This is a genomic window from Caballeronia sp. S22 (genome assembly GCF_964261745.1).
Lineage (GTDB): Bacteria > Pseudomonadota > Gammaproteobacteria > Burkholderiales > Burkholderiaceae > Caballeronia > Caballeronia jiangsuensis.
This window is the reverse complement of record NZ_OZ180035.1, coordinates 1704570-1730376: the sequence shown is the minus strand read 5'-3', so window position 1 is coordinate 1730376 and position 25807 is coordinate 1704570. Positions and strand designations below refer to the sequence as shown.

The window sequence follows — 25807 nt, the reverse complement described above, 5'->3', positions numbered from 1 at the left end:
CACGAAGCTGATCTTCGCGACGCTCATGCTCCCACTCGATCACTTCCTGAATCTCGCAGAACGGCCGCTCGGCACCTGGCCGGGCGCGCTCGTCGTGGCCGCCATCGCGGTGGTATTCGCGATCGGCGTGCATCGCATCGGCGCGCGGATTCTCGTGCGCATCGCGCGGCCGTATCCGCTGATGAGCGTCGTCCTGCGCTACGTCGACAAGCCCGCGCTCGTCCTCCTCATCATCCTCGGAATCGGCTTCGTGATATTCGAGGCGCCCGATACGCTGCCGTTCATCGGCGTGCTGCGCGATATCGAAACCGTCGCGCTGATCGGCGCGCTCACGTTTCTCGCGATGCGCTCTGCGGGCGCGGTAGGCGAGGCGATTGTGCAGGCGCATCCGCTCGACACCGACGACAACCTCAACGCGCGCCGCATCCACACCCAGGCGCGCGTGCTCGCGCGTTCGGTGATGGTGGTGATCGTGATCATCGGTTTCGGCGCGGCGCTGATGGCGTTTCCGAGCGTGCGGCAGATCGGCGCGAGCCTTTTGGCATCGGCGGGCGTCGCGGGGCTCGTCGCCGGTATCGCGGCGCGGCCGGTGCTCGGCAATCTGATCGCCGGATTGCAGATCGCGCTGTCGCAGCCGATTCGCCTCGACGATGTCGTCGTGATTCAGGGCGAGTGGGGACGCGTCGAGGAAATTACCGGCACGTATGTATCGATTCGAATCTGGGACCAGCGACGCCTCATCGTGCCGTTGCAGTGGTTCATCGAGAATCCGTTCACGAACTGGACGCGCAACAGCTCGCAGATCATCGGCACGGTGTTTTTGTACGTCGATTACCGCATGCCGATCGCGCCGCTGCGAGAGGAACTGGAGCGCATTCTCGCGCACGCGCCGGAATGGGACGGCCGCGTGCAGGTGCTGCAGGTCACCGACGCCACCGACCGCGCGATGCAGCTTCGCGTGCTCGTCAGTTCGTTCGATTCGGCGCTCAACTGGGATTTGCGCTGCCGCGTGCGCGAAGGGCTCGTGAACTTCGTGCAGGCCGCGTATCCGCAGTATCTGCCGCGTGCGCGCGCGGATTTGTCGACGGATAAGGATCGTCATGTCGATTTCGCGCCGCCGCTCGAACGCGAGGGCGCGACGCATGCCGCCAGCACGGCGAACACACCCGCCGATCCGGTCGCGAGCCGCGGCGAGCCGGGCGGGCCGGATCCACGAGCGCATGCGGCGGCATCGACCGGGAAGAACTGAGGGCATCGACGGAAACCCGCGCGGGATTTTCCAGTCGAAAATTTCGGGTTTATTCTAAAAAGAAAAGTTCGAAGAGGAAAAGGAAAGCATATGAGCCGTCTCGTCGTCGTATCCAACCGGGTCGCCACGCCGACCGAAACCAAAGGCTCCGCGGGCGGCCTCGCCGTCGGCGTCTTCGGCGCGCTCAAGGACAGCGGCGGCGTCTGGTTCGGCTGGAGCGGGGACGTCGTGAGCGAAACCGTCGCGAACCAGGGGCCGAAGCTCGAACAGGACGGCGCGGTGACTTTCGCGACCGTCGGCCTGCCGAAGAAGGACTACGACCAGTATTACCGTGGCTTCTCCAACGCGATGCTGTGGCCGGTCTTTCACTATCGCAACGATCTCGCCGTCTACGACCGCGACGAATACGCCGGCTACCGGCGCGTGAACGCGTGGCTCGCGCACAAGCTCATCAAGCTGCTCGAACCCGACGACATCATCTGGGTCCACGACTATCATCTGATCCCGTTCGCCGAGGCGCTGCGCTCGGCGGGCATCACCAATCGCATCGGCTTCTTTCTGCATATCCCGTTTCCGTCGCCGCAGATTCTCTTGAACATTCCGCCGCACGAGGAACTGGTCAAGTCGCTGTGCTGCTACGACGTGGTCGGCTTTCAGACCGAACGGGACCGCGTCGCGTTTCATGATTACATCGTCCGGCACGCGCACGGCACCGCAACGCCCGACGGCCACGTCGAAGCGTTCGGCAGAAAGCTCAGGACGAACGTGTATCGCATCGGCGTGTTTCCGGACGAAATCGCCGAACAGGCCGAACGCGGGGAAGCGCGTCAGGACGTGATGGACCTGAAGCAGAGCCTCGAAGGCCGCAAGCTCATCATGAGCGTGGACCGGCTCGATTACTCGAAAGGACTCGTCGAGCGTTTTCGCGCGTTCGAGCATTTTCTGGAGAAATCGCCCGAATGGCGCGGCAACGTCACGCTCGTGCAGATCGCGCCGCCGACGCGCGCGGATGTCGAGACCTATCAGCAGATTCGCCAGAACCTGGAATACGAAGCGGGGCGCATCAACGGGCGCTACTCCGGGCTCGATTACACGCCGATCCGCTATCTCAACCAGCGTTACGACCGATGGAAGCTGATGTCGCTCTTTCGCGAATCGCAGATCGGGCTCGTCACACCGCTGCGTGACGGCATGAATCTCGTCGCGAAGGAATACGTCGCCGCGCAGAATCCCGACGATCCCGGCGTGCTCGTGCTCTCGCAGTTCGCGGGCGCGGCCGATGAAATGACCGGCGCGGTGATGGTCAATCCGCACGATATCGTCGGCACGAGCGAGGCGATCGGGCGCGCGCTCGCGATGCCGCTCGCCGAGCGCAAGGAGCGCTACGAAACCAACATGACCGCGCTGCGCAAGCACGACCTGGGCGTGTGGCGCGACGACTTCCTCGCGGATCTGCGCGGCGACGCTCAAGCGTAACCGTCTCCCGAAACGAGTGTTTCGCCCCTGTAACAGAGCGATGAAAGTGCAATAGACGCCCACGGCAGGCGTATTCGCACTCGATAATGGGTTCAGCACGCTGGCGCTTGCCGGCGCACGACAGGCATGGGCGAACCGCGCGAGACGGAATTACGCGTAAGGGCAAACCTTGTTGGCCCGGCTTACGGCCCGCTGTCATACTCGATGCGCGCCGCGGCCGGTACATGAAGTTCGCGCCGCACGTCGATATTCGCATGGAGACGAGAACGATGAGAATTGCCCAGATTGCTCCGCTGACCGAGTCGGTGCCGCCGAAACTATATGGTGGAACCGAGCGCGTCGTGTCGTACCTCACCGAGGCGCTCGTCGAGCTCGGTCATGACGTGACGCTCTTCGCGACCGGCGACTCGCAAACCAGCGCCAACCTGGAAGCCGTATGGCCGCGCGCGTTGCGGCTCGACCCGGCGATCCGCGACCGCATCGCGCCTCACATGCTGCTGATGGAACTGGTGCGTCGTCGCGCCGAAGAGTTCGACGTCCTGCACTTTCACATGGACTATTACTCGTTCTCGCTCTTCAAGCGCCAGGACACGCCGTTCGTGACGACGATGCACGGCCGTCTCGATCTTCCCGAGCAGCAACCGGTATTCGATACGTTCAATACCGCGCCCGTGATCTCCATTTCCGATGCGCAGCGCCATCCGCTGCCGCAGGCGAAGTGGGTGAGCACGGTGTATCACGGCCTGCCGGAGAAGCTTTATACGCCGCAGCCGGTGGAACAGAAGTACCTCGCGTTCCTCGGGCGCATCTCGCCGGAAAAGCGTGTCGATACCGCGATCCGCATCGCGGGCCGCTGCGGCTTGCCGATCAAGATCGCCGCCAAGGTCGATTTCGCCGATCACGAGTATTTCGAGCGCGAAATCGCGCCGTTGCTGAAGTTGCCGTACGTCGAGTATGTCGGCGAAATCAACGACAGTCAGAAGGCCGAATTTCTGTCGGGCGCGCATGCGCTCATGTTCCCGATCGACTGGCCGGAGCCCTTCGGGCTCGTGATGATCGAAGCGATGGCGTGCGGCACGCCTGTCATCGCGTTCAATCGCGGCTCGGTGCCGGAAGTGCTGGACGAAGGCGTGTCGGGCTTTATCGTGGAGGATGAAATCGGCGCGGTGGCTGCGGTGAATCGTCTGCACACCTTGTCGCGCGAACGCGTGCGCGCGCGCTTCGAAGAGCGCTTCACATCGCATCGCATGGCGCGGCAATATCTGGAGGCGTATCAGGCAGTCGTGCGCGCGCAAAAGCGTACGCGCTTCAAGCTGATCGATCGCGCGACGACGACCTGATCGGTCGAGCTTCGACGAAAAAAACCGCCGTGTGGCGCGGCCCGAAGGTCGCACCACACGGCGGTTCTGCATTCGCCGCGCGGGAAGAGCAGCGCGCTCAGTACTTGATGCGCGACACCTTCGTGCCTTGCAGCGAGACATCCGCCATCAGGCCGGCGTTGGTCAGCACGATCGCCTCGACAGGCTTGGTGGCCGTGGTGGTATCGATCACGCCGTTCGCGCCCATCTTCACCAGCGCCACCGATGCATCCGCGCCCGCCGACCAGCCGTCGGAGTTGCGGAATTTGTCGAGGGCATCCTGCGTCATGAACAGGAAGATCAGCGCCTTCGATTGCGCGCCCGCCTGCAGGCCGAACGAGCCGGACGTCGTGCTGTAGTAGCCGACCGAGCTGCCGCCGACACGCAGCGCACCCTTGCCGTATTGCGCGCCGACGATAAAGCCGGCCTGAAGCACTGACGGGAACACCAGCACGCCGCGCGCTTTCGCCACCAGCTCACGCGAGCCGCCCACCGTTGCGTAGAGACGCTGGATGGTGCTGTCGACGTCGGCGTCGATGGAGCGCCGGTCATCGGCGGCGCCCGCAGCCGCTTCACTGCCGGCGTTTCTGTTTGCCGTGCAGCCGGCAAGCGCGAGGCCTCCCAGCGCCAGAACGGCGGTCGACTTGAGCATGAAGTTTCGTCTTTGCATCATTGTTCTCCATCGTGGAATTTAGGAAACCCCATAGAGCGGGAGGGTGAGGCACGCCAAGTTATAGCACAGCAACCTGAAAACACGAGCCCCGATCCTTGCGCCCAAAGCCTTGTCACGCTTGGGTTCTCAGGCTACGCACCATTCAGGGAAAACGCTCGGAGCTAGCTTACTCCGAATCCGGCCCCATAAGCGACATGCAGCACGCTAAATTACATCCGACTTTCGATCGACACTTCGCCTGATATTAGGGTAGACGAAGCTTCGACCAAACGAAATGGAACCGGCGTTTTCGCCCGAAGTGCGCCCTCAAGACAAGCATAAATTTCGTCCAGCTTCCTTAAGGTCGTACGAGAAAACCGCAAGCAGAAGTAGCAACGACCGTACCCGACCCGCGCTCACGGATGGGTCGTCGTTTTTACCTCGGAGGCAGATGTGCTCGGATGCTGCGGGCGGCGCAGCGCGCGCCTGACGCCGCCGACGAGCATGCCGAGCACGAGCAGGAAGGCGGCGGGCACGATCCAGTAGCCGACGAACGCATGCCACAGATAATCCGCGAGCGTCGCCTTGCGATGCGCGTATTCGTCGAGCGCTTCCTGATGCTTCGCCGCGGTAGCCGCGATGACATCTTCGGGGCAGCCGGCGGCACGGGCCTCGTCGGGCGCGCCGTGGCAGCGCGCGGCGACGCCTGCCGCGCGTTGCGCGTCGGTCAGCTCCCAGGTCGAGAGCGCCTTTTGAAGATCGACGTTGTTATACGCCATCTCCTCGCGCACCTCGTTCACCGCGACGATCAGCACCGGCACGAACCAGAACGTGATTATCACGAGCCACCGCCTGAACCAGCGATTTTTATGTCTCCATGCCATCCGGATGCCTCCATGCGCGGCTTTTCGCCTCGCTCGAAACGGCGGCGGCCGATGGCGTGTTTCTTGTATTCGTGAGGGGCCGCCTTCGCGCCATCTTATGAGAAAAAGACGACGGTGCGAATCAATTGCTTGGGTGCAGTGCAATATCGGCCGGTAGGCTGAGTAAATACGAAAGGGTCGCCGCGCGCGAATGGCGCGGCGTGAACATGCGCGCGAGCGGGATCAGCCCTTGTTGCTGAGGCAGCTCTTCATGAACGTCTTGCGTTCGTCGCCTTTCTTGTCGCTTGCCTGCTGATTGCACGCGGTCATCTTCTGCTGCTGCGTCATCGGCGCGGAAGCAGCGGCGGGCGCGGCGGACAGACAGCTCTTCATGAAGGCCTTGCGGTCGTCGCCTTTTTTGTCGCCCGCCTGCTTGTTGCAATCGGTCATCTTGCTTTGCTGACTGTTGGCGGCGATAGCGACGTTCGCGCCGAGCGCGAGGCTCAACACAGCGACGAGGGCGGTGGCTCGAATAGTCATGTGACGCTCCCTGATTTGAGTGACGGTTTATTCTTCGGCGGCGCCTGTCTAGAGCGGCATGCCGCCCGCGCATTATGGCAAACCCAATATGAACGGTGTGTGGGATAAGGTGAAATCGGGAGACGGACGCGGGAACGAGGCTTGCAGCCGCCTTTCACTCATCCACGACCCACGCGAAGCATGCAGCCGACGTATGATCGTGCGATGCATCTCAACGCAAAGGAGACGCTTCATGTCCACACCGCTGTCCGACCATTACAAGGGCTTCGAGATCAAGGTGCAGGCATTGCGGCGCGCGAAAGAACGCGACGAACCGGACGACGGTCCGCGCCACTTCGACATCGTCGTGACGATCGCGAAGAGCGCGCACGGCGAGAGCGGCCGCGCGGTGATGTTCGGCGTGCCCGAACAGGAACCTTTCGATAGCCCGATCGACGCGACGCGCGCGGGCATCGACTACGCGCGCGACATCATCGACAAGAAGGTGGACGGGCAGTCGGTCGAAGATCTCTGACTTTGACAGCAAGCCGTTGCACGCTGGCAACCACGGAACACCGACAATGCCGCCGATCCTTTGATCGACGGCATTGTCGCGTGTGGACTACACGTTAGCCCGATTGACCTCGGGCGTCTGTCCAACGAGAATCGACGACGAGCAAACGTTGACACCGCGTCCGGACAGAACCATCGAAGGCTTTGGCGCGCAACACGAAGCGAGGGGCGCGACAGGGCGCCCGCAATCGCTTCCCTTCGTTGCCCGGCGCGGATCGACACGCGTTGCTCGCGTTCGCTGCATCTCGAAAGACCAGACAAACCAGAACAAAGCACTGGAGATCCGCATGAACCGAACCATCCGCCGACGCGTCCTGTCGGCCGCCGTCGCGCTCGCCGCCTGCACCGCATTGCCGTTCGCTTCGTCATCCGCATTCGCGCAAACGGCGGGCAAGCCGAAGGTCGCGCTCGTCATGAAGTCGCTCGCCAACGAGTTCTTCCTGACGATGGAAAACGGCGCGAAAGACTATCAGGCGCACAACCCCAGCCAGTTCGACCTGATCACCAACGGCATCAAGGATGAGACCGACACCGCGGCGCAGATTCGCATCGTCGAGCAGATGATCGTGTCGAAGGTCGACGCGCTCATCATCGCGCCGGCCGATTCGAAGGCGCTCGTGCCGGTGATCAAGAAGGCGGCGGACGCGGGCATCATCGTCGTGAATATCGACAACCGGCTCGATCCGGACGTGCTCAAGTCCAAGGATCTGAACGTGCCGTTCGTCGGACCGGACAACAAGAAGGGCGCGCGAAAGGTCGGCGATTATCTCGCCCCGAAACTCAAGAAGGGCGATGAAGTCGCGATCATCGAGGGCGTGACGACCACCACGAACTCGCAGGCGCGCAGTGCGGGCTTCAAGGAAGCGATGGACGCGGCCGGCATGAAGGTCGTCGCGCTCCAGTCCGGCGAATGGGAAATCGACAAGGGCAACGCAGTCGCAGGGCAGATCCTGAACGCGAACCCGAACGTGAAGGCGCTCCTGTGCGATAACGACAACATGGCGATCGGCGCCGTGTCGGCGATTCGCGCGGCGGGCAAGGCGGGCAAGGTGCAGGTCGTCGGCTTCGACAATATCGGCGCGATCAAGCCGATGCTGAAAGACGGCCGCGTGCTCGCGACCGCCGACCAGTACGCGGCGAAGCAGGCCGTGTTCGGCATCGACGTGGCGCTGAAGGCGATCGCCGGCCACAAGAAGCAGTCGGAGCTTTCGCAGGTCGTGGAAACGCCGGTCGATCTCGTGACGAAGTAAGCCCGGCGCGCGGCGGCGTCGTCGGGCGCCGTTTCGCGCGAAAAGCCTAAAGTTCGCGGCCGGCGTGCCGATAACACACTGACGAGCGCGGAAGGCAGACGGCGCGGGCATTGTCCGCCGCCATCCGGACGCTTTTCCGCGCGGGACTACCACGAGGATGCACAGCGAAGCCTTGAAGCGCCCCATGAGCGGATCGAACGATGCGAACGTGCTGACGGTGACGGGCATCGGCAAGACCTATGTCGAGCCGGTGCTGGCGGACGTCTCGCTGGCGCTCGTTCCCGGCGAAGTGCTCGCGCTCACGGGCGAGAACGGCGCGGGCAAAAGCACGCTGTCGAAGATCATCGGCGGACTCACCGACCCGACCACGGGCACGATGACGCTCGCGGGCCAGCCCTACTTGCCGAAGAGCCGCTCGGACGCCGAAGCGCTCGGCGTGCGTATGGTGATGCAGGAGTTGAACCTGCTGCCCACTTTGTCGGTGGCGGAGAATCTGTTTCTGAACCGGCTGCCGCGCAAAGGCTTCGGCTGGATCGACCGGAAGCGGCTCGCGCAAGACGCGCGTCACGCGATGGCGCAGGTCGGGCTCGACGCGATCGATCCGGACACGCTCGTCGGCGGCCTCGGCATCGGGCATCAGCAGATGGTCGAGATCGCGCGCAATCTGATCGACGATTGCCGCGTCCTGATCCTCGACGAGCCGACCGCGATGCTCACCGCCCGCGAAGTCGATCTACTGTTCGAGCAGGTCGAGCGGCTGAAGGCGCGCGGCGTCGCGCTCGTCTACATCTCGCACCGGCTGGAGGAATTGCAGCGCATCGCCGAGCGCGCGGCCGTGTTGCGCGACGGACGCCTCGTGCATATCGGTCCGATGGACGAACTCACGAGCGACCGGCTCGTCACGCTGATGGTCGGACGCGAGATCGGCGAGCGCATCGATCTCGGCGAGCGGCGCATCGGCGGCGTCGCGCTGAAAGTGGAAAGCATGACGCGTGCGCCCGTGGTGCGCGACGTGTCGTTCGAGGTCCGCGCGGGCGAGATTTTCGGCGTGAGCGGGCTGATCGGCGCGGGCCGGACCGAACTCATGCGCCTCATTTACGGCGCGGATCGCGCGGACGCGGGCACGGTGTCGATCGCGCGCAACGGCGAGCCGCTGCGGCGCGTGTCGGTGCGCTCGCCGTCGGACGCGGTCGACGAAGGCATCGCGCTGATCACGGAGGATCGCAAGGGCGAGGGCCTTTTGTTGAGCCTGCCCATCGCCGCGAACGTTTCACTGGGCAATCTGGGCGCGGTGGCGCGGCATGGCGTCGTCGATACGCGCCGGGAATCCGCGCTCGCGCAGCGCCAGATCGACGCGATGCGCATCCGCACGTCGGGGCCTGCGCAGGCGGTGTCGGAGCTGTCGGGCGGCAACCAGCAAAAGGTCGTGATCGGCCGCTGGCTCGCGCGCGACTGCACGGTGCTGCTGTTCGACGAACCGACGCGCGGCATCGACGTCGGCGCGAAGTTCGACATCTACGGGCTGATGGGCGCGCTGGCCCGCGAAGGACGCGCGCTCGTCGTCGTGTCGAGCGATCTGCGCGAGCTGATGCTGATCTGCGACCGGATCGGCGTGATGTCGGCCGGGCGCATGACGGGCGTGTTCGAGCGCGCGAGCTGGACGCAGGACGCGCTGCTCGCGGCGGCGTTCTCGGGTTACGCGAAGCGCGAGGCGATCTTGCACGATCCGATCGCGCCCGATGCGAAAGCGCCCGAAGACAACCTGGAGCACTGAATGAGCGAAGCGAACCTGCCCGCCGATGCACCGAAGAGCACGAAAGGCGTCGGCACGCGTCTCGGCATTTCGAATTACCTGGGTCTCGCGGGTGCGCTCGCCGCGATGATTGCGCTGTTTTCGGTGCTGAGCACGCACTTCCTGACGTACGACACGTTCAGCACGATCGCGAACCAGATTCCCGATCTCGTCGTGATGTCGGTCGGCATGACGTTCGTGCTGATCATCGCGAGCATCGATCTGTCGGTGGGTTCGGTGCTGGCGCTCGGGGCGTCGGTCGTGAGCGTGGCCGCGCTGAAGTGGCACTGGCCGGCGTTTCCCGCCGCGCTGATCGGTCTCGCGGCCGCCGCGCTGACCGGCACGGTGACGGGCCTCGTCACGGTGGCGTGGCGGATTCCGTCGTTCATCGTGTCGCTCGGCGTGCTGGAAGGCGCGCGCGGGCTCGCGTACCAGATGACGAACTCGCGCACGGCGTATATCGGCGATGCGTTCGATTTTCTGTCGAATCCGATCGCGTTCGGCATCTCGCCCGCGTTCCTGATCGCGGTCGCGGTGATGATAATCGCGCATCTGGTCTTGACCCGGACGGTTTTTGGCCGATATCTCGTAGGGATCGGCACGAACGAGGAAGCGGTGAGGCTCGCGGGCGTCAATCCGCGGCCGTACAAAGTCATCGTTTTCGCGCTGATGGGCGCGCTCTCGGGACTGGCGGCGCTGTTCCAGATCTCGCGGCTCGAAGCCGCCGATCCGAACGCCGGCGCGGGAGTGGAACTGCAGGTGATCGCGGCCGTCGTGATCGGCGGCACGAGTCTGATGGGCGGGCGCGGCTCGGTCATCAGCACGTTTTTCGGGGTGTTGATCATTTCCGTGCTGGCGGCGGGACTGGCGCAGATCGGCGCGAACGAGCCGACCAAGCGCATCATTACCGGCGCGGTGATCGTGGTGGCGGTGGTGCTGGACACATACCGCAGCAGAAGGAAGCGTGTGTAATCGTTTGTCTGACCGATGGACGGCGACGGCGCGCACCGCACGGGGCGGAAAAGCGGCCGGCGACGGTGGTTGAAGCAGGAGCGGCAAGCAGGGCGCGCGCGATGAGAAGTACGCGCCGGACGCCTTACGACCAATAAGAGCAGTTGGACCAAAGCATAGAGAAGGACGATGTATGGCGACGATCAAAGACGTGGCAGCCATTGCCGGGGTGTCGTTTACGACGGTATCCCACGTAGTGAACAATTCACGGCCGGTGTCGGCCGACGTGCGGGCGAAAGTCGAGCGGGCGATCCTGGAACTCGACTACGTGCCGTCGGCGGTCGCGCGCTCGCTGAAGGCGCGCTCGACGGCGACCATCGGCCTGCTCGTGCCGAACGCGACGAACCCGTATTTCGCCGAACTGGCGCGCGGCGTCGAGGACGGCTGCGCGAAAAACGGCTATTGCGTGTTCTTCTGCAACTCCGATGACGATCCCGCCAAGCAGCGCAGCTATCTGCGCGTGCTGCAGGAAAAGCGCATCGATGGACTGGTGATCGCGTCGGCGGGTGAGGATTCGGTGCTCGCGCAGTGCCTCGCGGGCGCGCGTGAGCCGCTCGTGATCGTCGATCGCAATATCGAAGGGCTGCAATCCGACCTCGTGCAGATCGACCACGAAAAGGGCGCGTATCTCGCGACGCGGCATCTGCTGCAACTCGGGCACTCGCAGATTGGCTGCATCACGGGGCCGGTCGCGACAGCCGTTTCCGCGATGCGCCTGCACGGCTTCATCCGCGCGATGGCCGAGCGCGGCATCGAGATCGAGCCGAACGCGATCGTCCAGAGCGACTTTTCCGCGACGGGCGGTTACGCCGCGGCGTCGCAATTGCTCGACAACATGAAGCCGACCGCGATCTTCGCGTGCAACGACATGATGGGCATCGGCGCGCTGCGTGCGGCGGCCGAGCGCCACATCAACGTGCCGACGGAATGCTCGATCATCGGTTTCGACGATGTCGAGCTGTCGCGCTACACGTATCCGGCCTTGTCGACGGTGGGACAATCGGTGCGCGCGCTCGGCGAAATGGCCGCGCAGACGCTGATCGACCGCATCACCGGCAAGCTGACCGGCACGACACGCCGGCGCGTGGTGGCGCCGCGCCTCGTGCGCCGCGAATCGACCGCCGTGGTGCCCGAATCGCGCAGCGCGAGAGCATAACGAAGGCTGTTCGAAAAGGAAGCGAGATGGGCGACAACGCCAATTCAGGCGACGCAGGCAAGACCGGCCGAGTGACCGTGGTCGGCAGCCTCAACATGGATCTCGTCGCGCGCGCGCCGCGTCTGCCGAGGCCGGGCGAAACGCTCGCCGGACATGCATTTGCGCAAGTGCCGGGCGGCAAGGGCGGCAATCAGGCGGTCGCCGCGGCGCGCCTGGGCGCACGGGTCGCGATGATCGGCTGCGTCGGCAACGATTCGAACGGTGCGACGCTCAAGGGCAGTCTGGAGGCGGAAGGCATCGACTGCACGGCCCTCGCGACCAGCGAGAATGCGCCGACGGGCGTGGCGCTCATCGTCGTCGATGATGCGAGCCAGAACGCGATCGTCATCGTCGCGGGCAGCAACGCCGAAGTGACGCCCGCGCGCATTGAGGCGCAGGAAGCGCTGATCGCGCAGGCCGATGTCATCGTGTGCCAGCTCGAAACGCCGCCCGAAACCGTGCGCGCCGCACTCGCCGCCGGCCGGCGTCTTGCACGCACGACGATCCTCAATCCCGCGCCCGCCGCGCGCAAGTTGCCGCCGGACTGGTTCCCGCTCGTCGATTATCTGATTCCGAACGAACTGGAAGCCGCGACGCTCTCGGGCGTGGCGATCGACACGCCCGACGACGCGCGCCGCGCGGCGCAGGCGCTCAAGGCGAAGGGCGCGCGCAACGTGATCGTGACGCTCGGCGGACAAGGCGTGCTCGCGCTGCTGGATGGCGGGGACGACGCCGGCGTACATCTGCCTTCGCCGCTCGTCGAAGCAGTCGACACGACCGCCGCCGGCGACACGTTCATCGGTGGCTTCGCGGCGGAACTCGCGCGCGGCGCCGCTCCGATCGACGCAATCGCATTCGGCCAGCGCGCCGCCGCGGTGGCGGTGACACGCGAAGGCGCCCAGCCGTCGATTCCGCACCGCAGCGAAATTTCCGCATAACTTTTCAATGATCGCTGAAAAACGGCGCGCCTGACGCGCTGTTTTCTTTTCGGACGAAATAATTCCCTCAAGTGCTTACGCTTTCGCGCCGTTTACATCGATAGCGGTCGCGTGATCCTTCGCGCGCGCAGACACGAAACGACGACTCCGCTCGCGGGCGGCATCAGGGAAAACTCAATGAAAAAGGCTTTGACGATCAAGGCGCGCCTCGGCATCTCGATGGCGTTTCTGGGTGGGCTGCTCATCGCGATCGGCGCGCTGGGACTCACCGGCATGAGCCATTCGAACGGCGCGTTTCAGGAAACATACTCAGTGCAGATGCCTGCGGCGATCGCCGTCGGCAACGCGGAAATGTACGCCGCGCGCGAGCGGCTCGTGTTCGATCGCGCGGCGCTCCTCGCCGGCACGCCGGAAGTGGCGTCCACCGTCGAGCGCGCGCGCATGATGCGCGATCGGGCGGACGGCTACTGGAAGGAATACATGTCCTTGCCGCAGGCGCCGGGCGAAAAGCGCCTCGCCGACGCCGCGCAGGACAAGCGCCTCGCGCTGCAGGGCATCGTCGACAAGGGCATCGCCGCGGTCATGGAGAACGATCACGACGGCATCATCGCGAACGCCAAGGCGATGCAGTCGATGTACAACGAGCTCGCCAACGCGGACGACGCACTGCGGAAGTATCTGACCGAAGCGTCGAAGCAGAGCTACGAAGAGACGCAGAACCGCTTCCTGTGGTTCCGCGCGCTGAGTCTCGGCGCGATCGCGCTCGGCATGGCGGCTGCCGTGTTCGCGTGGGTATCGCTGCGGCGCGCGATCGCGCGTCCGCTCGAAGCCGCGCTCGGTCATTTCGACGCGATCGCCGCGGGCGATCTGCGCCGCGAGGTCGTCGTCACGTCGCGCGACGAAATGGGGCAGTTGCTCGAAGGGCTCGCCAGAATGCGCACGAGCCTGCTCACGACCGTGCGCACCGTGCGCTCGGGCAGTGAATCGATCGCATCGGCGACGCAACAGATCGCCGCCGGCAATACCGATTTGTCCTCGCGCACAGAAGAACAGGCGTCCGCGCTGCAGGAAACGGCGTCGAGCATGGAAGAACTGACCGGCACCGTCCGCCAGAACGCCGACAATGCGCGGCAGGCGAGCGCGCTCGCGGCGAATGCGTCGGACATCGCGGGCAAGGGCAGCGCGGTGGTCACGCAGGTCGTCGACACGATGCGCGAGATCAACGGCAGCTCGTCGAAGATCGCGGACATCATCACGATCATCGAGGGCATCGCGTTCCAGACCAACATCCTCGCGCTCAACGCGGCCGTCGAAGCGGCGCGGGCGGGCGAGGAAGGGCGCGGCTTCGCGGTCGTCGCGGGCGAGGTGCGCAGCCTCGCGCAGCGGTCGTCGGCGGCGGCGAAGGAAATCAAGGAACTGATCGACACCTCGGTGGCGCGCGTGCGCACGGGCACGACGCTCGTCGATGAAGCCGGCCGCACGATGAACGAGATCATCGGCGCGGTGCAGCGCGTGACCGACATCATGGGCGAGATCGCGGCGGCGTCGGAGGAGCAAAGCAGCGGCATCGAGCAGGTGTCGCGCGCCGTCACGCAGATGGACGAGGTGACGCAGCAGAACGCGGCGCTCGTCGAGGAAGCGGCGGCGGCCGCGCAGTCGCTCGAAGATCAGGCCGCGCGCCTGCGGCAGGCGGTGGCGGTGTTCCAGGTGGCGGACGGCGCGCCGCTCGCAGTGACAATGTCCACGTCCACGCCGGCCACGAAAGTTGCACCGCGTGCAACGATGACGCCGCGTGTCGCGCCGCGCGTTTCGCCCGCCAAGCGCGCGGTCACCGCGCCGGCAGCGCCCAAGGCTCCGGCGACCGCGGAGACGGCCGGCGACTGGGAGACGTTCTGAGCAACGCCATTCGGCGTGTAGCGGCAAACGGGCGGTGAATGCGCGCGAAGGCACACGCGCGCGACCAACGTCGATCCGGTAACCCGTACACTGATGGGTGTGCGTCACCGCTCACACGAGGATATCGACATGACCGGATCGACACTCGCCGCGAAGTTCGCGGACGCCCGCCGCCGGCATCAGCTGATCGAAACGCTGGCGCCCGCCGACATTCCGGCCGACGCGCCCACCGCCTACGCGATCCAGCACGAGATGCTGAGAGAGTCGGATGCGCGCATCGGCGCGTGGAAGATCGGCGCGCGCGCGCCCGATGCGCTCGCCACCGGCGCGCCCATCGACGCCGCGCTTGTTCACGTTTCGCCCGCGCGCGTGCCCTTCGAATCGTTTTTCCGCGTGCTGGTGGAACTCGAAGTCGCGTTCCGCTTCGCCTATGCGCTGCCCGCGCGACATGACCCTTACACGCGCGAGGAAGTATTCGATGCGATCGGCGGTATCGCGGTCGCGCTCGAAGTGGTCGACAGCCGTTTCGCGCAATGGCCCAATGTCGATCCGCTCGCCCAGCTCGCCGACTCGCAGAACAACGGCGCGCTCGTGGTGTCGGGCATGGAGCCTTACGACGTCGTCGCGCCGGGCTTCGACTTTCTCCAGCCGCGCCTGGAATTCACGCTGGATGGCGTGTCCATCGCGCCGGCCGCGCTCGGCAATCCGGCGGGCGATCCCCGCGAACTGCTGCCTTGGCTCGTCAACCATTGTTGCCGCATGGGTTTGACCGTCGAACCGTTCTGGACCATCACCACGGGCTCATATACGGGCGCATATCGCGTCGATGGACCTGGCATGCTCCATGGCGCGATCGACCGCATCGGCGAACTGGAACTGGTGCTCGCATGAAGCCGGAACATGCGCATCGATTGCATCGATACTTTGCATCTCATGAGCGCGCGCGCACGTATCCGTCATGACGTGATGAATGCATGTGCGCGAGTGAGGCGCACGTCGCATTGGCGGACAGAAGCAGTGGATAAGTAGCAAAGAGCGCGCGGAAGCGAACAGGCAGCGACGATGTCCAGCAAGAGGATAGAGACATTGGGATGAGGATTGTAGGTGAACGAAAATAACTCACCAAGATAGGAATTCTTCGAAGCAAATGAACAACGCAAGTGCGTGAAAAAAAATTCGAAAGGGTTTAGGATGATTTCAAGCGATGTCGTTTCGATTACGCGCGTTGCGCACGACATAGCTTTCTGACTTCGGCGAGGAGGTAGCATGGATATCTACAGCAGTTTCGCGACCCGCTTCGAAAAAACCCGCGAGGAGGAATTCTCGCTCGAAGAGTATCTCGCGCTCTGCAAAGAAGATCCTGCCACATATGCAACAGCGGGCGAACGCATGTTGACGGCCATCGGGGAACCCGAATTCGTCGATACGCGACTCGATCCGCGGCTGTCGCGTACGTTTGCGAACAAGGTCATCAAGGTGTATCCCGCGTTCCGTGAGTTTTACGGAATGGAGGAGGTGATCGAGAACGTCGTGTCGTACTTCCGGCACGCGGCACAGGGTCTCGAAGAAAAGAAGCAGATCCTGTATCTGCTGGGTCCGGTGGGCGGCGGCAAGTCGTCGATCGCCGAACGGCTGAAGCAGCTCATGGAGCGCGTTCCGTTCTATTCGTTGAAGGGCTCGCCCGTCAACGAATCGCCGCTCGGTCTCTTCGATTACGACGAAGACGGCCCGGTGCTCGAAGAGCAGTACGGCATTCCGCGCCGCTATCTCAAGAGCATTCTCTCGCCGTGGGCCGTGAAGCGCCTGCACGAGTACAACGGCGACATCCGCAAGTTCCGCGTGGTGCGCCGCTATCCTTCGATCCTTCGCCAGATCGGTATCGCGAAGACCGAGCCTGGTGACGAGAACAACCAGGACATCTCGTCGCTCGTCGGCAAGGTGGATATCCGCAAGCTCGAAACCTATTCGCAGGACGACGCTGACGCGTACAGCTATTCCGGTGGCCTGTGCCTCGCCAATCAGGGCCTGCTGGAATTCGTCGAAATGTTCAAGGCGCCGATCAAGGTGCTGCACCCGCTGCTCACCGCGACCCAGGAAGGCAACTTCAAGGGCACGGAAGGCTTCGGTGCGATTCCGTTCGACGGCGTCATCCTCGCGCACTCGAACGAGTCGGAGTGGAAGGCGTTCCGCAACAACAAGAACAACGAAGCACTGCTCGATCGTATCTTCGTCGTGAAGGTGCCGTACTGCCTGCGCTACGGCGAAGAGATCAAGATCTACGAGAAGCTGCTGCGCAACTCGTCCCTCGCCGAGGCGGTTTGCGCACCGGGCACGCTCAAGATGATGGCGCAGATGGCCGTGCTCACGCGTCTGCACGAACCGGAGAATTCGAGTCTCTTCTCGAAGATGCAGGTCTATGACGGAGAGAACCTGAAGGACACGGACCCGAAGGCGAAGTCGTATCAGGAGTATCGCGACTACGCAGGGGTCGACGAAGGCATGACGGGCGTGTCCACGCGCTTCGCGTTCAAGATCCTGTCGCGCGTCTTCAACTTCGATTCGAGCGAAGTGGCCGCGAACCCGGTGCATCTGATGTACGTGCTCGAACAGCAGATCGAGCGCGAGCAGTTCCCGCCGGAGACGGAGCAGAAGTACCTGTCGTTCATCAAGGACGTGCTGGCTTCGCGCTACGCAGAGTTCATCGGGAAGGAAATTCAGACCGCTTATCTGGAGTCGTACTCGGAATATGGTCAGAATATCTTCGATCGCTATGTCACCTATGCCGACTTCTGGATTCAGGACCAGGAGTTCCGCGACCACGACACCGGCGAGAGCTTCGACCGCGCATCGTTGAATGCCGAACTGGAGAAGATCGAGAAGCCCGCGGGCATCAGCAACCCGAAGGATTTCCGCAACGAGATCGTGAACTTCGTGTTGCGTGCGCGTGCGGCGAACGGCGGCAAGAATCCCGCGTGGATCAGCTACGAGAAGCTGCGCGTGGTGATCGAAAAGAAGATGTTCTCCAACACGGAAGAACTTCTGCCGGTTATTTCGTTCAACGCGAAAGGGTCGGCCGAAGAGCAGCGCAAGCACGAGGACTTCGTCAATCGCATGGTCGCGAAGGGCTACACGCCCAAGCAGGTCCGGCTCCTGTGCGACTGGTATCTGCGCGTGCGCAAGTCGTCGTGATGTAGAGTGGATGGGTATGGGGCAATCGACGGGAGTGGGCGCCATCGCGCCTTACTCCGGTCCCGCGCAAAGCGATAGTCAGGATGTCCCCTGCGGCCCGGGCGCGTGGATTGCGTCCCGACCGCACAGTGGACAGTTTGCGAGACGAAAGACGCCGCGATCAGTCGAAGCTGCACGCCGCGCCTCGAAAGCTCGCCAATAACGCGGGAGACTGGATGTGCTGCACCAAATCATCGACCGCAGGTTAGCCGGCAAGAACAAGAGCATCGCCAACCGCGAGCGCTTCCTGCGACGCGTCAAGAGTTACATTCGCCGCGCGGTGTCTGACGCGGTGCGCGATCGCAGTATCAAAGACATTCAAAGCACCCAGAGCATCACCATTCCCAAGAAGGACATCTCCGAGCCCTCGTTCCGTCACGGACCGGGCGGCAAGCGCGAGTACGTCCATCCGGGCAACGCCGATTACATTCGCGGCGACAAGATTCCGCGTCCGCCGGGCGGTTCGGGCGGCGGCGGCAAGAGCGCCAGCAACGAGGGCGAAGGGCAGGACGATTTCGTCTTCGAACTGTCCCGCGAAGAATTCATGCAGTACTTCTTCGACGACCTCGAACTGCCGCGCCTCGTCAAGACTCAGCTGCTCGCCGTACCGACCTGGAAGAATGTGCGCGCGGGCTGGGCGGCGGAAGGCACCCCGAATAACATCGATGTGGTCAGGTCGCTGCGCAGCGCACTCGGACGGCGCATCGCGCTCGGCTGGCCGCTCGCGTCGCAACTGCGCGAGATGGAGCGCCAGCTCGAGCAGTTGAAGGAAGAGAACGCCGACGAGGAAGAGATCGCGCGCCTCGAAGCGGATATCGTCGTCATGCAGGGCCGGATCACGCGCATCCCGTTCATCGATCCGTTCGATCTGCGCTATATCAACCGCGTGAAGCAGCCGACGCCATCGAGCAAGGCCGTGATGTTCTGCCTGATGGACGTCTCCGGCTCCATGGACGAGCAGCGCAAAGATTTGTCCAAGCGCTTCTTCATCCTGCTGTATCTGTTTCTGCAAAGGAACTACGAGAAGATCGAAGTCGTGTTCATCCGGCACCATACGCGCGCCGAGGAAGTGGATGAAGACACGTTCTTCCATTCGACCGAAAGCGGCGGCACTGTCGTGTCGAGCGCGCTCGAACTCATGAAGAAGATCATGGACGAGCGTTATTCGCCGACTGAATGGAACATTTACGGCGCGCAGGCATCGGACGGCGACAACTGGACCGACGATTCCCCGAAGTGCCGCAGGCTGCTGGCCGAAGACATCCTGCCGAAGGTCCGGTATTTTGCCTATATTCAAGTTGCGCCGGAGGAGCAGAACCTCTGGTTGGAGTATGCTCAGCTTGCGATGGGCGCGCCCGAACTGGCCATGAAAAAAGTCGATTCGGCTGCGGACATCTATCCGGTGTTCCGCGAGCTGTTCGAAAAACAGCAGGCGGCCGCATGACGACGCGGCATTGGCACAACGAGACGCGCGGGTATCAACTGGACAGCACGGACGATCGTGCGGCTTCCAGGCTGGGACCCGAGGCAGAGCAACGCAAGGCGTCCGCAGAGACAGACGAGGCGCACGAGGAAGGCAGAATGAATGTATCGGAGAAGCGGCGACCGCTGCCGTGCCCGTCGGACTGGAGCGTCGAGCTGATCGAAGAGTATGACGCCGAGATTTCGCGCGTCGCGAACGGTTACGGTCTCGACACTTATCCCATTCAGCTCGAGATCATCAGCTCCGAGCAGATGATGGATGCGTATGCGTCCGTCGGCATGCCCGTGAACTATCGGCACTGGTCGTTCGGCAAGCACTTTCTCGCAACGGAGAAGGGCTATCGGCGCGGGCAAATGGGTCTCGCGTACGAAATCGTCATCAATTCGAATCCCTGCATCGCGTATCTCATGGAAGAAAACACCATGACGATGCAGGCGCTCGTGATCGCTCACGCGGCATACGGGCACAACTCGTTTTTCAAGGGCAACTATCTCTTCCGTCTCTGGACGGACGCGCACGCGATCATCGATTACCTCGTCTACGCGAAGAATTACATCGCGGAATGCGAGGAGCGGCATGGACTGGATCGCGTCGAGGAACTGCTCGATTCGTGCCACGCGCTGATGAACTACGGCGTCGATCGCTACAAGCGGCCGCAGAAACTTTCGCTCGCGAAGGAAGCGGCGATGCGGCGCGAGCGTGAAGCGTATCTGCAATCGCAGGTCAACGAATTGTGGCGCACGCTGCCGAAGGGAAAGGACCCATCGCCGGAGGAAATCGAGAGCCGCTATCCGCCGGAGCCGCAGGAGAATCTGCTGTACTTCGCGGAGAAGAACGCGCCCTTGCTGGAGCCGTGGGAGCGGGAAGTCATTCGCATCGTGCGCAAGATCGGCCAGTATTTTTATCCGCAGCGGCAGACGCAGGTCATGAACGAAGGCTGGGCGACCTTCTGGCACTACACGCTGCTGAACACGCTCTACAACGAAGGCCGTCTCGAAGACAGCTTCATGATGGAGTTTCTGCATTCGCATTCGAACGTCGTATATCAGCCGCCGGTGACGAAGCCGTATTACAGCGGCATCAATCCGTACGCGCTCGGCTTTTCGATGATGAGCGATATCCGCCGCATCTGCGAGAACCCGACGGACGAAGATCGCGAGTGGTTCCCGGAACTCGCGGGCAGCAACTGGCTGGACTCCTTGCATTACGCGATGCGCAATTTCAAGGACGAAAGCTTTATCGCGCAGTATTTGTCGCCGCATCTGATTCGTGAGATGCGTCTGTTCTCGATTCTCGACGACGACATGCGCGATGCGCTCGAAGTGTCGGCAATCCATGACGACAGCGGATATCGCTATGTGCGTCAGGCGTTGTCGCGACAGTACGATATTCATCATCGCGAGCCGAACATTCAGGTGTATTCGGTGAATACGCGCGGCGATCGCAGTCTGACGCTGCGTCACTTCATGACCGACAACCGCCATCTCTCGAACGACAGCGATGAAGTGCTCAAGCACATGGCGCGCTTGTGGCAGTTCGATGTCTATCTGGAAAGCGTCGACGAGAACGGGACGGTGAGGAAGCGCTTCGACTGCCGGTACGTGCCGCCGAATACGCGTTGAACTCCGTGAAAACCGGCGCTCGATAGCGCCGGTTTTTCGTTGTGGTTACTGCTTGCTTGCCTCGTCCTGCGAAAACAGATCCCAGCTCGCCATGAACAGCGCCGCCACCAGCGGCCCGATCACGAATCCGTTGATGCCGAAGAGCGCCATCCCGCCGAGCGTCGAGATCAGCACGACCCAGTCGGGCATCTTCGTATCCTTGCCGACGAGAATCGGGCGCAGCACGTTATCCACGAGTCCGATCACCACGACGCAGAACACGACGAGAATCAGTCCCTTGATGATCTGCCCCGTCATGAAGAAATAGAGCGCGGCGGGCACCCAGATGATCGCAGCGCCTACCGCGGGCAGCAGGGAAAGGAAGGCCATCAGCACGCCCCACAGCAGCGAGCCGCCGATGCCCAGGATCCAGAAAATCAGCCCGCCGAGCAAGCCTTGCACGGCCGCGACCGCGATATTGCCCTTGACCGTCGCGCGCACGACCGTGGTGAACTTCGCGATCAGATGCTGCTTGGGCTCCGGGTCCAGCGGAATCGCGCGCCGGATGCGCCGGCCGATCTCGCCGCCGTCGCGCAGCAGAAAGAACACGAGATACAGCATCACGCCGAAGCTTACGACGAACTGGAACGTGTTCTGCCCGATCGACAGCGCCTGCGCCGCGGCGAACTGACTGATCTGCGACGCGCCTTCCATCAGCTTCTGCTGCACGCCGACGATATCGTCGAGCCCGAACCGCCCGAGCAGTTGCTGCGCCGATACCGGCAATGCATGCAGCACATGCTGGAAATACAGCCCGAAATTCAGATCGCCGCTCTTGATCCGCGCATAGACGAGGCCGACTTCCTGAACGAGCGTCACCGCGACGACCGCCAGCGGAATGATGACGATGAGAATCGCGGCGGCCAGCGTCGTCAGCGCAGCGAGATTGCGGCGCTTGCCGAAGCGCGCGGCGAGATAGCGCTGCATCGGCTGGAACAGGATCGCGAGAATCGCGCCCCAGAAGATCGCGCCGAAAAACGGCAGCAGCACCCACGCCAGCGCGAGCGTCACGGCGCACAGCAGGATATGGAAAAAATTTTGATGGACAGATTGGTTATTCATTAGCGACCAGTAGGGCAGGCGAGAGGGCGAACGCAATCGCGCGGGCGGCCATGCTAGCACGGCCCTTCCGACGGCTTTCGCGCTCAGGGTTCGAGCAGGAATCCGGCCAGGGGTTCGCCTTAAATCTGTCATCGTTTGATTGCCGCTGGAGCCAAACCCCGTGCGTCGACTAAAATCCGGCTTCCAATCCTTGCGGATCGCTTTCCTGCCGGACGGCCAGGCGAACGCGGGCGAACGAGCCGATCGTTCGTGCGCGGCCACTCCGCTCTACGCATCGAACAATGAATCCAGGCGTCATCTACGCATTCTCGGCCTTCGCCATCTGGGGCCTTTTCCCGATCTACTTCAAGGCCTTGCACTCGATCGGCGCGGTCGAGATGCTCGCGCACCGCATGGCGTGGTCGATGCTCTTCCTGTTGATCGTCATGACCGTGCGCCGCCAGTGGAAGTGGCTCGGCCCCGTTTTGAGCGACCGGCGCCTGCTTGCGCGCTTCGCCGCGAGCGCGGTGCTGCTGTCGGCGAACTGGGGCATCTATATCTGGGCGGTGAACGATGGCCGCATCGTCGAGGCGAGCCTCGGCTACTTCATCAATCCGCTCGTCAACGTGCTGTTCGGGATGGCGTTCCTGCACGAGCGGCTGCGGCCGGTGCAATGGATCGCGGTGACGATCGCCGCGCTCGGCGTGCTGTGGCTGACGTGGGTGAACGGCGCGCCGCCGTGGATCAGCTTAGCGCTCGCGCTGACGTTCGGCGGCTACGGGCTCCTGCGCAAGACCGCGTCGCTCGGCGCGCTCGAAGGGCTCACGCTCGAAACGATGCTGCTGTGTCCCGTCGCGCTGCTCTATCTCTTCTTCCTGAGTTCGCACGGCGGCAGCGGCTTCGCGCACGCGTCGCCCGGCGTGAAGCTGCTGCTCGCGGCGGCCGGGCCAGTGACCGCGGTGCCGCTCTTGCTGTTCGCGGCGGGCGCGCGGCGCATTCCGCTATCGATGCTCGGGCTCATTCAGTACATTACGCCGACGCTGCAATTGCTGATCGGCGTCGTGATCTATCAGGAATTCTTCGGGCACGATCAACTGCTCGGCTACGGCGCGATCTGGGCCGCGCTCGCGATTTACTCGCTCGAAGGCGTGTATCGCGCGCGCGCGGCCCGCGTCTGAACGAGGATCAGCGCAACGCGTCGCCGAAACGATATTCGACCGTCGCTTCGTCGAGCTTCGCTTTGACTTCCGGATCGATCGGCTGATCGACAGCGGCGAGCGTCTCGTTCAGTTGATCGGGCCGGCTCGCGCCGATGATCGCCGAAGTCACCGCCGGATTCGCCAGCACCCACGCGAGCGCCGTGCTCGCGAGCGAACGTCCCGTCGGCGCGACGATCTCGTTGATCCGCTCGATCGTATGAAACTCGCGCTCGTGCCAGTAACGCTCGGTGTACGTCGCGCCCGCCTTGCCGACCGCGCCGGTGAAGCGGCCTTCGCTCGGGCCGGCACTGAAGCTGTGCTTGCCCGTCAGCAAGCCGCCCGCGAGCGGGTTGTACGGGATCGCGGCGAGATTTTCCTCGGTCGCGAGCGGCAGCAATTCGCGCTCGATCTGGCGGAACAGCAGGTTGTAGCGCGGCTGCACGGAAACGAAACGCGCCGCGCGCAACACGTCCGAGCGGCCGAGCGCGCGCGCGAGCCGGTACGCAAGAAAATTCGATACGCCGATATAGCGCGCCTTGCCTTGCCGCACGATGGTGTCGAGCGCTTCGAGCATCTCGTCGAGCGGCGTGTCGTGATCGTCGGTATGGAGCTGGTACAGGTCGACATAATCCGTGTCGAGCCGCTCGAGCGACGCGTCGATCGCATCGAGCAGATGCTTGCGCGAAAAACCCTTGTGCCACGCGAGCGGCCCCATTTCATGCGCGGCCTTGGTCGCGAGAATGAAGTTGTCGCGACGGCCCTTCAGCCAGCGGCCGACGATCTCCTCGGTGCGGCCCGCGAGATCGTGTCCGCTGCCGAGCGGATAGACGTTCGCCGTGTCGATGAAATTGACGCCCGCGTCCGCCGCGCGGTCCATGATGCTGCGCGACACGTCTTCCTCGGTCTGCAGGCCGAACGTCATCGTGCCGAGCGTGAGACGCGAAACGGTGAGACCGGTATTGCCGAATTTGCGGTATTGCACGGTTGCGCTCCATAAGAGAACGAGTCGATCGGACCGACAGAATAGCCGCAACGATCAGGACGTGCCGGCGCGGGCGGGCGCGGCGCCCTGCGGCGCGGAATCGAGATAGCGGAACACGACGCCCGACAGCAGCGTGACCACGCCCATGCACACGAAGCTCAGCTTGAAGCCGGCCGCGGTCGAGAACGGCCCCTGGAACAACTGCACGAGCGAGCCGCCGATCGATACGCCTAGGCCGATCGCGAGCATCTGCACCATCGAAAAGAGGCTGTTGCCGCTGCCGGCGTCCTTGCTCGACAAGCCTTTGAGCGTGACGCTGTTCATCGCGGCGAACTGCATGGAGTTGCACGCGCCGAACACGACGAGAATCGCGATTTCGACGGCGAGCGGCAAGGTCGGCGAGAACAGCGCGAACGCGACGATCGACGCGCCCACGAGCGCCGTGTTCACGAGCAGGAACATGTCGTAGCCGTAATGCTTCACGAGCTGCGCGATCCAGCGCTTGCTGACCGTTCCGGCGATCGCGATCGGCAGCATCATCAGACCCGAATGCAGCGGGCTGTAGCCGAGTTCGAGCTGCATCAGAAGCGGCAGCAGAAAGGGCACCGCGCTCGAACCGATGCGGCACAGCAGGTTGCCGATCAGCCCGACGCTGAAGTTCGGTTCGTGAAAGAGCGCGAGATGAAAGATCGGATTGCGCTTGTGCCGCGCGTAAGGGACATACGCGAACGCCGACACCGCCGCGAGCGCGAAGAGCGCCGCCGAGACCGCGCCGCGATGCGTTTCCACCGGGCTATCCAGCGCGAGCGAAAACGACACCATGCACATCGACAGCAATCCGCAGCCGATGAAATCGAAGGGCGGCGCATCATGCAGCGTGTCGTTCGGCAGGAAGCGCTGCACCGCGTAGAGCCCGACCGCGCCGATCGGCACGTTGATCAGGAAAATCCAGTGCCACGTAAACGACTCGACGAACCAGCCACCGAGCGTCGGGCCGAGAATCGGGCCGACCTGGCCGGCGACGGAAATCATCGCGAGCGCGGAGACGTAGGCTTCGCCCGAGACGGCGCGCAGCACGGCGAGGCGTCCGATCGGCAGCAGCATCGAACCGCCGACGCCTTGCAGCACGCGCGCGAGCACGAGCTGATTCAACGAATGCGCGCCCGCGCAGGCAAGCGAGCCGATGACGAAGAGCGAGATCGCGACGAGATAGACGCGGCGCGTGCCGAAGCGGTCGGCGAGCCAGCCGGAGGCGGGCGTGAGCAGCGCCATCGTGAGCGTGTAGGCGACGACGATCGACTGCATCGCGAGCGGCGCGGCGCCGAGGCTGCGCGCGATGGAAGGCAGCGCCGTGTTCACGATGGTCGTGTCGAGCGCCTGCATGAAGAAGCCCACGGCGACGATCCAGAGCAGTGCCGTGTGCGAAGAACTTTTGGTCATG

The 25807-nt window shown here is 63.5% G+C and carries 21 protein-coding genes; 15 read left to right on the top strand and 6 right to left on the bottom strand.

What is annotated here, in order from left to right:
- The first annotated feature begins 25 nt into the window (after positions 1 to 25).
- The 3 genes from ACEN42_RS08080 (at position 26) to ACEN42_RS08070 (ending at position 4065) form a co-directional block, all read left to right on the top strand.
- A complete protein-coding gene (locus ACEN42_RS08080; protein WP_371879661.1) occupies positions 26 to 1249 on the top strand; it encodes a mechanosensitive ion channel family protein in 1224 nt (407 codons plus the stop codon).
- Between the two features lie 90 nt (positions 1250 to 1339).
- Complete coding sequence (gene otsA, locus ACEN42_RS08075; protein WP_035498648.1) at positions 1340 to 2725, top strand: alpha,alpha-trehalose-phosphate synthase (UDP-forming); 1386 nt, start codon at positions 1340 to 1342, stop codon at positions 2723 to 2725.
- A gap of 269 nt (positions 2726 to 2994) precedes the next feature.
- The gene (locus tag ACEN42_RS08070) at positions 2995 to 4065 is read left to right on the top strand and encodes a glycosyltransferase family 4 protein (RefSeq protein ID WP_187604752.1); all 1071 of its coding nucleotides are present in this window, start codon (positions 2995 to 2997) and stop codon (positions 4063 to 4065) included.
- A 97-nt stretch (positions 4066 to 4162) separates the two neighbouring features.
- On the opposite strand, the gene ACEN42_RS08065 is transcribed toward ACEN42_RS08070, so the two are convergent.
- From ACEN42_RS08065 to ACEN42_RS08055, 3 genes are all read right to left on the bottom strand, one after another.
- A complete protein-coding gene (locus tag ACEN42_RS08065; protein WP_035498938.1) occupies positions 4163 to 4753 on the bottom strand; it encodes a YSC84-related protein in 591 nt (196 codons plus the stop codon).
- Positions 4754 to 5151: 398 nt separating this feature from the next.
- Positions 5152 to 5619 (bottom strand): hypothetical protein, encoded by a 468-nt coding sequence (locus ACEN42_RS08060; protein ID WP_187604751.1) that lies wholly within the window; start codon positions 5617 to 5619, stop codon positions 5152 to 5154.
- Between the two features lie 222 nt (positions 5620 to 5841).
- Positions 5842 to 6138 (bottom strand): PsiF family protein, encoded by a 297-nt coding sequence (locus ACEN42_RS08055; protein WP_238215712.1) that lies wholly within the window; start codon positions 6136 to 6138, stop codon positions 5842 to 5844.
- A 232-nt stretch (positions 6139 to 6370) separates the two neighbouring features.
- Between ACEN42_RS08055 and ACEN42_RS08050 the strand changes: the two genes are divergently transcribed.
- From ACEN42_RS08050 to ACEN42_RS08000, 11 genes are all read left to right on the top strand, one after another.
- The gene (locus ACEN42_RS08050) at positions 6371 to 6652 is read left to right on the top strand and encodes a hypothetical protein (protein ID WP_187604749.1); all 282 of its coding nucleotides are present in this window, start codon (positions 6371 to 6373) and stop codon (positions 6650 to 6652) included.
- 325 nt (positions 6653 to 6977) lie between these two features.
- The gene (locus tag ACEN42_RS08045; RefSeq protein ID WP_187604748.1) at positions 6978 to 7940 is read left to right on the top strand and encodes a sugar ABC transporter substrate-binding protein; all 963 of its coding nucleotides are present in this window, start codon (positions 6978 to 6980) and stop codon (positions 7938 to 7940) included.
- Positions 7941 to 8124: 184 nt separating this feature from the next.
- Entirely contained in the window at positions 8125 to 9714 is a 1590-nt protein-coding gene (locus ACEN42_RS08040) for a sugar ABC transporter ATP-binding protein (protein ID WP_371879660.1), read from the top strand.
- Positions 9715 to 10704, top strand: coding sequence for an ABC transporter permease (locus ACEN42_RS08035; RefSeq protein ID WP_187604746.1), 990 nt, complete (start codon positions 9715 to 9717; stop codon positions 10702 to 10704). It begins immediately after the preceding gene.
- A gap of 172 nt (positions 10705 to 10876) precedes the next feature.
- A complete protein-coding gene (locus tag ACEN42_RS08030) occupies positions 10877 to 11899 on the top strand; it encodes a LacI family DNA-binding transcriptional regulator (protein WP_371879659.1) in 1023 nt (340 codons plus the stop codon).
- Positions 11900 to 11925: 26 nt separating this feature from the next.
- Positions 11926 to 12876: a ribokinase gene (gene rbsK, locus ACEN42_RS08025; RefSeq protein WP_371879658.1), complete on the top strand. Its 951-nt coding sequence runs from the start codon at positions 11926 to 11928 to the stop codon at positions 12874 to 12876.
- A 177-nt stretch (positions 12877 to 13053) separates the two neighbouring features.
- Positions 13054 to 14772, top strand: coding sequence for a methyl-accepting chemotaxis protein (locus ACEN42_RS08020; protein WP_371879657.1), 1719 nt, complete (start codon positions 13054 to 13056; stop codon positions 14770 to 14772).
- 129 nt (positions 14773 to 14901) lie between these two features.
- Positions 14902 to 15663: a hydratase gene (locus ACEN42_RS08015; RefSeq protein WP_187604743.1), complete on the top strand. Its 762-nt coding sequence runs from the start codon at positions 14902 to 14904 to the stop codon at positions 15661 to 15663.
- Positions 15664 to 16038: 375 nt separating this feature from the next.
- Positions 16039 to 17961 carry a PrkA family serine protein kinase gene (locus tag ACEN42_RS08010; protein WP_035498636.1) on the top strand — a complete coding sequence of 641 codons (1923 nt, stop codon included), beginning with the start codon at positions 16039 to 16041 and terminating at the stop codon, positions 17959 to 17961.
- Between the two features lie 217 nt (positions 17962 to 18178).
- Positions 18179 to 19444, top strand: a complete 1266-nt coding sequence (locus ACEN42_RS08005) for a YeaH/YhbH family protein (protein WP_187604742.1) — start codon at positions 18179 to 18181, stop codon at positions 19442 to 19444.
- Positions 19441 to 21105 (top strand): SpoVR family protein, encoded by a 1665-nt coding sequence (locus tag ACEN42_RS08000; RefSeq protein ID WP_035498631.1) that lies wholly within the window; start codon positions 19441 to 19443, stop codon positions 21103 to 21105. Before ACEN42_RS08005 ends, ACEN42_RS08000 begins: the two co-directional genes overlap by 4 nt.
- 45 nt (positions 21106 to 21150) lie before the next feature.
- On the opposite strand, the gene ACEN42_RS07995 is transcribed toward ACEN42_RS08000, so the two are convergent.
- The gene (locus ACEN42_RS07995; protein ID WP_029672478.1) at positions 21151 to 22206 is read right to left on the bottom strand and encodes an AI-2E family transporter; all 1056 of its coding nucleotides are present in this window, start codon (positions 22204 to 22206) and stop codon (positions 21151 to 21153) included.
- 281 nt (positions 22207 to 22487) lie between these two features.
- Here ACEN42_RS07995 and rarD point away from each other — a divergent pair, with 281 nt between their 5' ends.
- Positions 22488 to 23363 (top strand): EamA family transporter RarD, encoded by an 876-nt coding sequence (rarD, locus tag ACEN42_RS07990; RefSeq protein ID WP_029672479.1) that lies wholly within the window; start codon positions 22488 to 22490, stop codon positions 23361 to 23363.
- Positions 23364 to 23370: 7 nt separating this feature from the next.
- On the opposite strand, the gene ACEN42_RS07985 is transcribed toward rarD, so the two are convergent.
- Both ACEN42_RS07985 and ACEN42_RS07980 read right to left on the bottom strand, forming a co-directional pair.
- Complete coding sequence (locus tag ACEN42_RS07985) at positions 23371 to 24366, bottom strand: aldo/keto reductase (RefSeq protein ID WP_371879656.1); 996 nt, start codon at positions 24364 to 24366, stop codon at positions 23371 to 23373.
- Between the two features lie 54 nt (positions 24367 to 24420).
- The gene (locus ACEN42_RS07980; protein ID WP_029672481.1) at positions 24421 to 25806 is read right to left on the bottom strand and encodes a DHA2 family efflux MFS transporter permease subunit; all 1386 of its coding nucleotides are present in this window, start codon (positions 25804 to 25806) and stop codon (positions 24421 to 24423) included.
- Between the last annotated feature and the right edge of the window lies 1 nt (position 25807).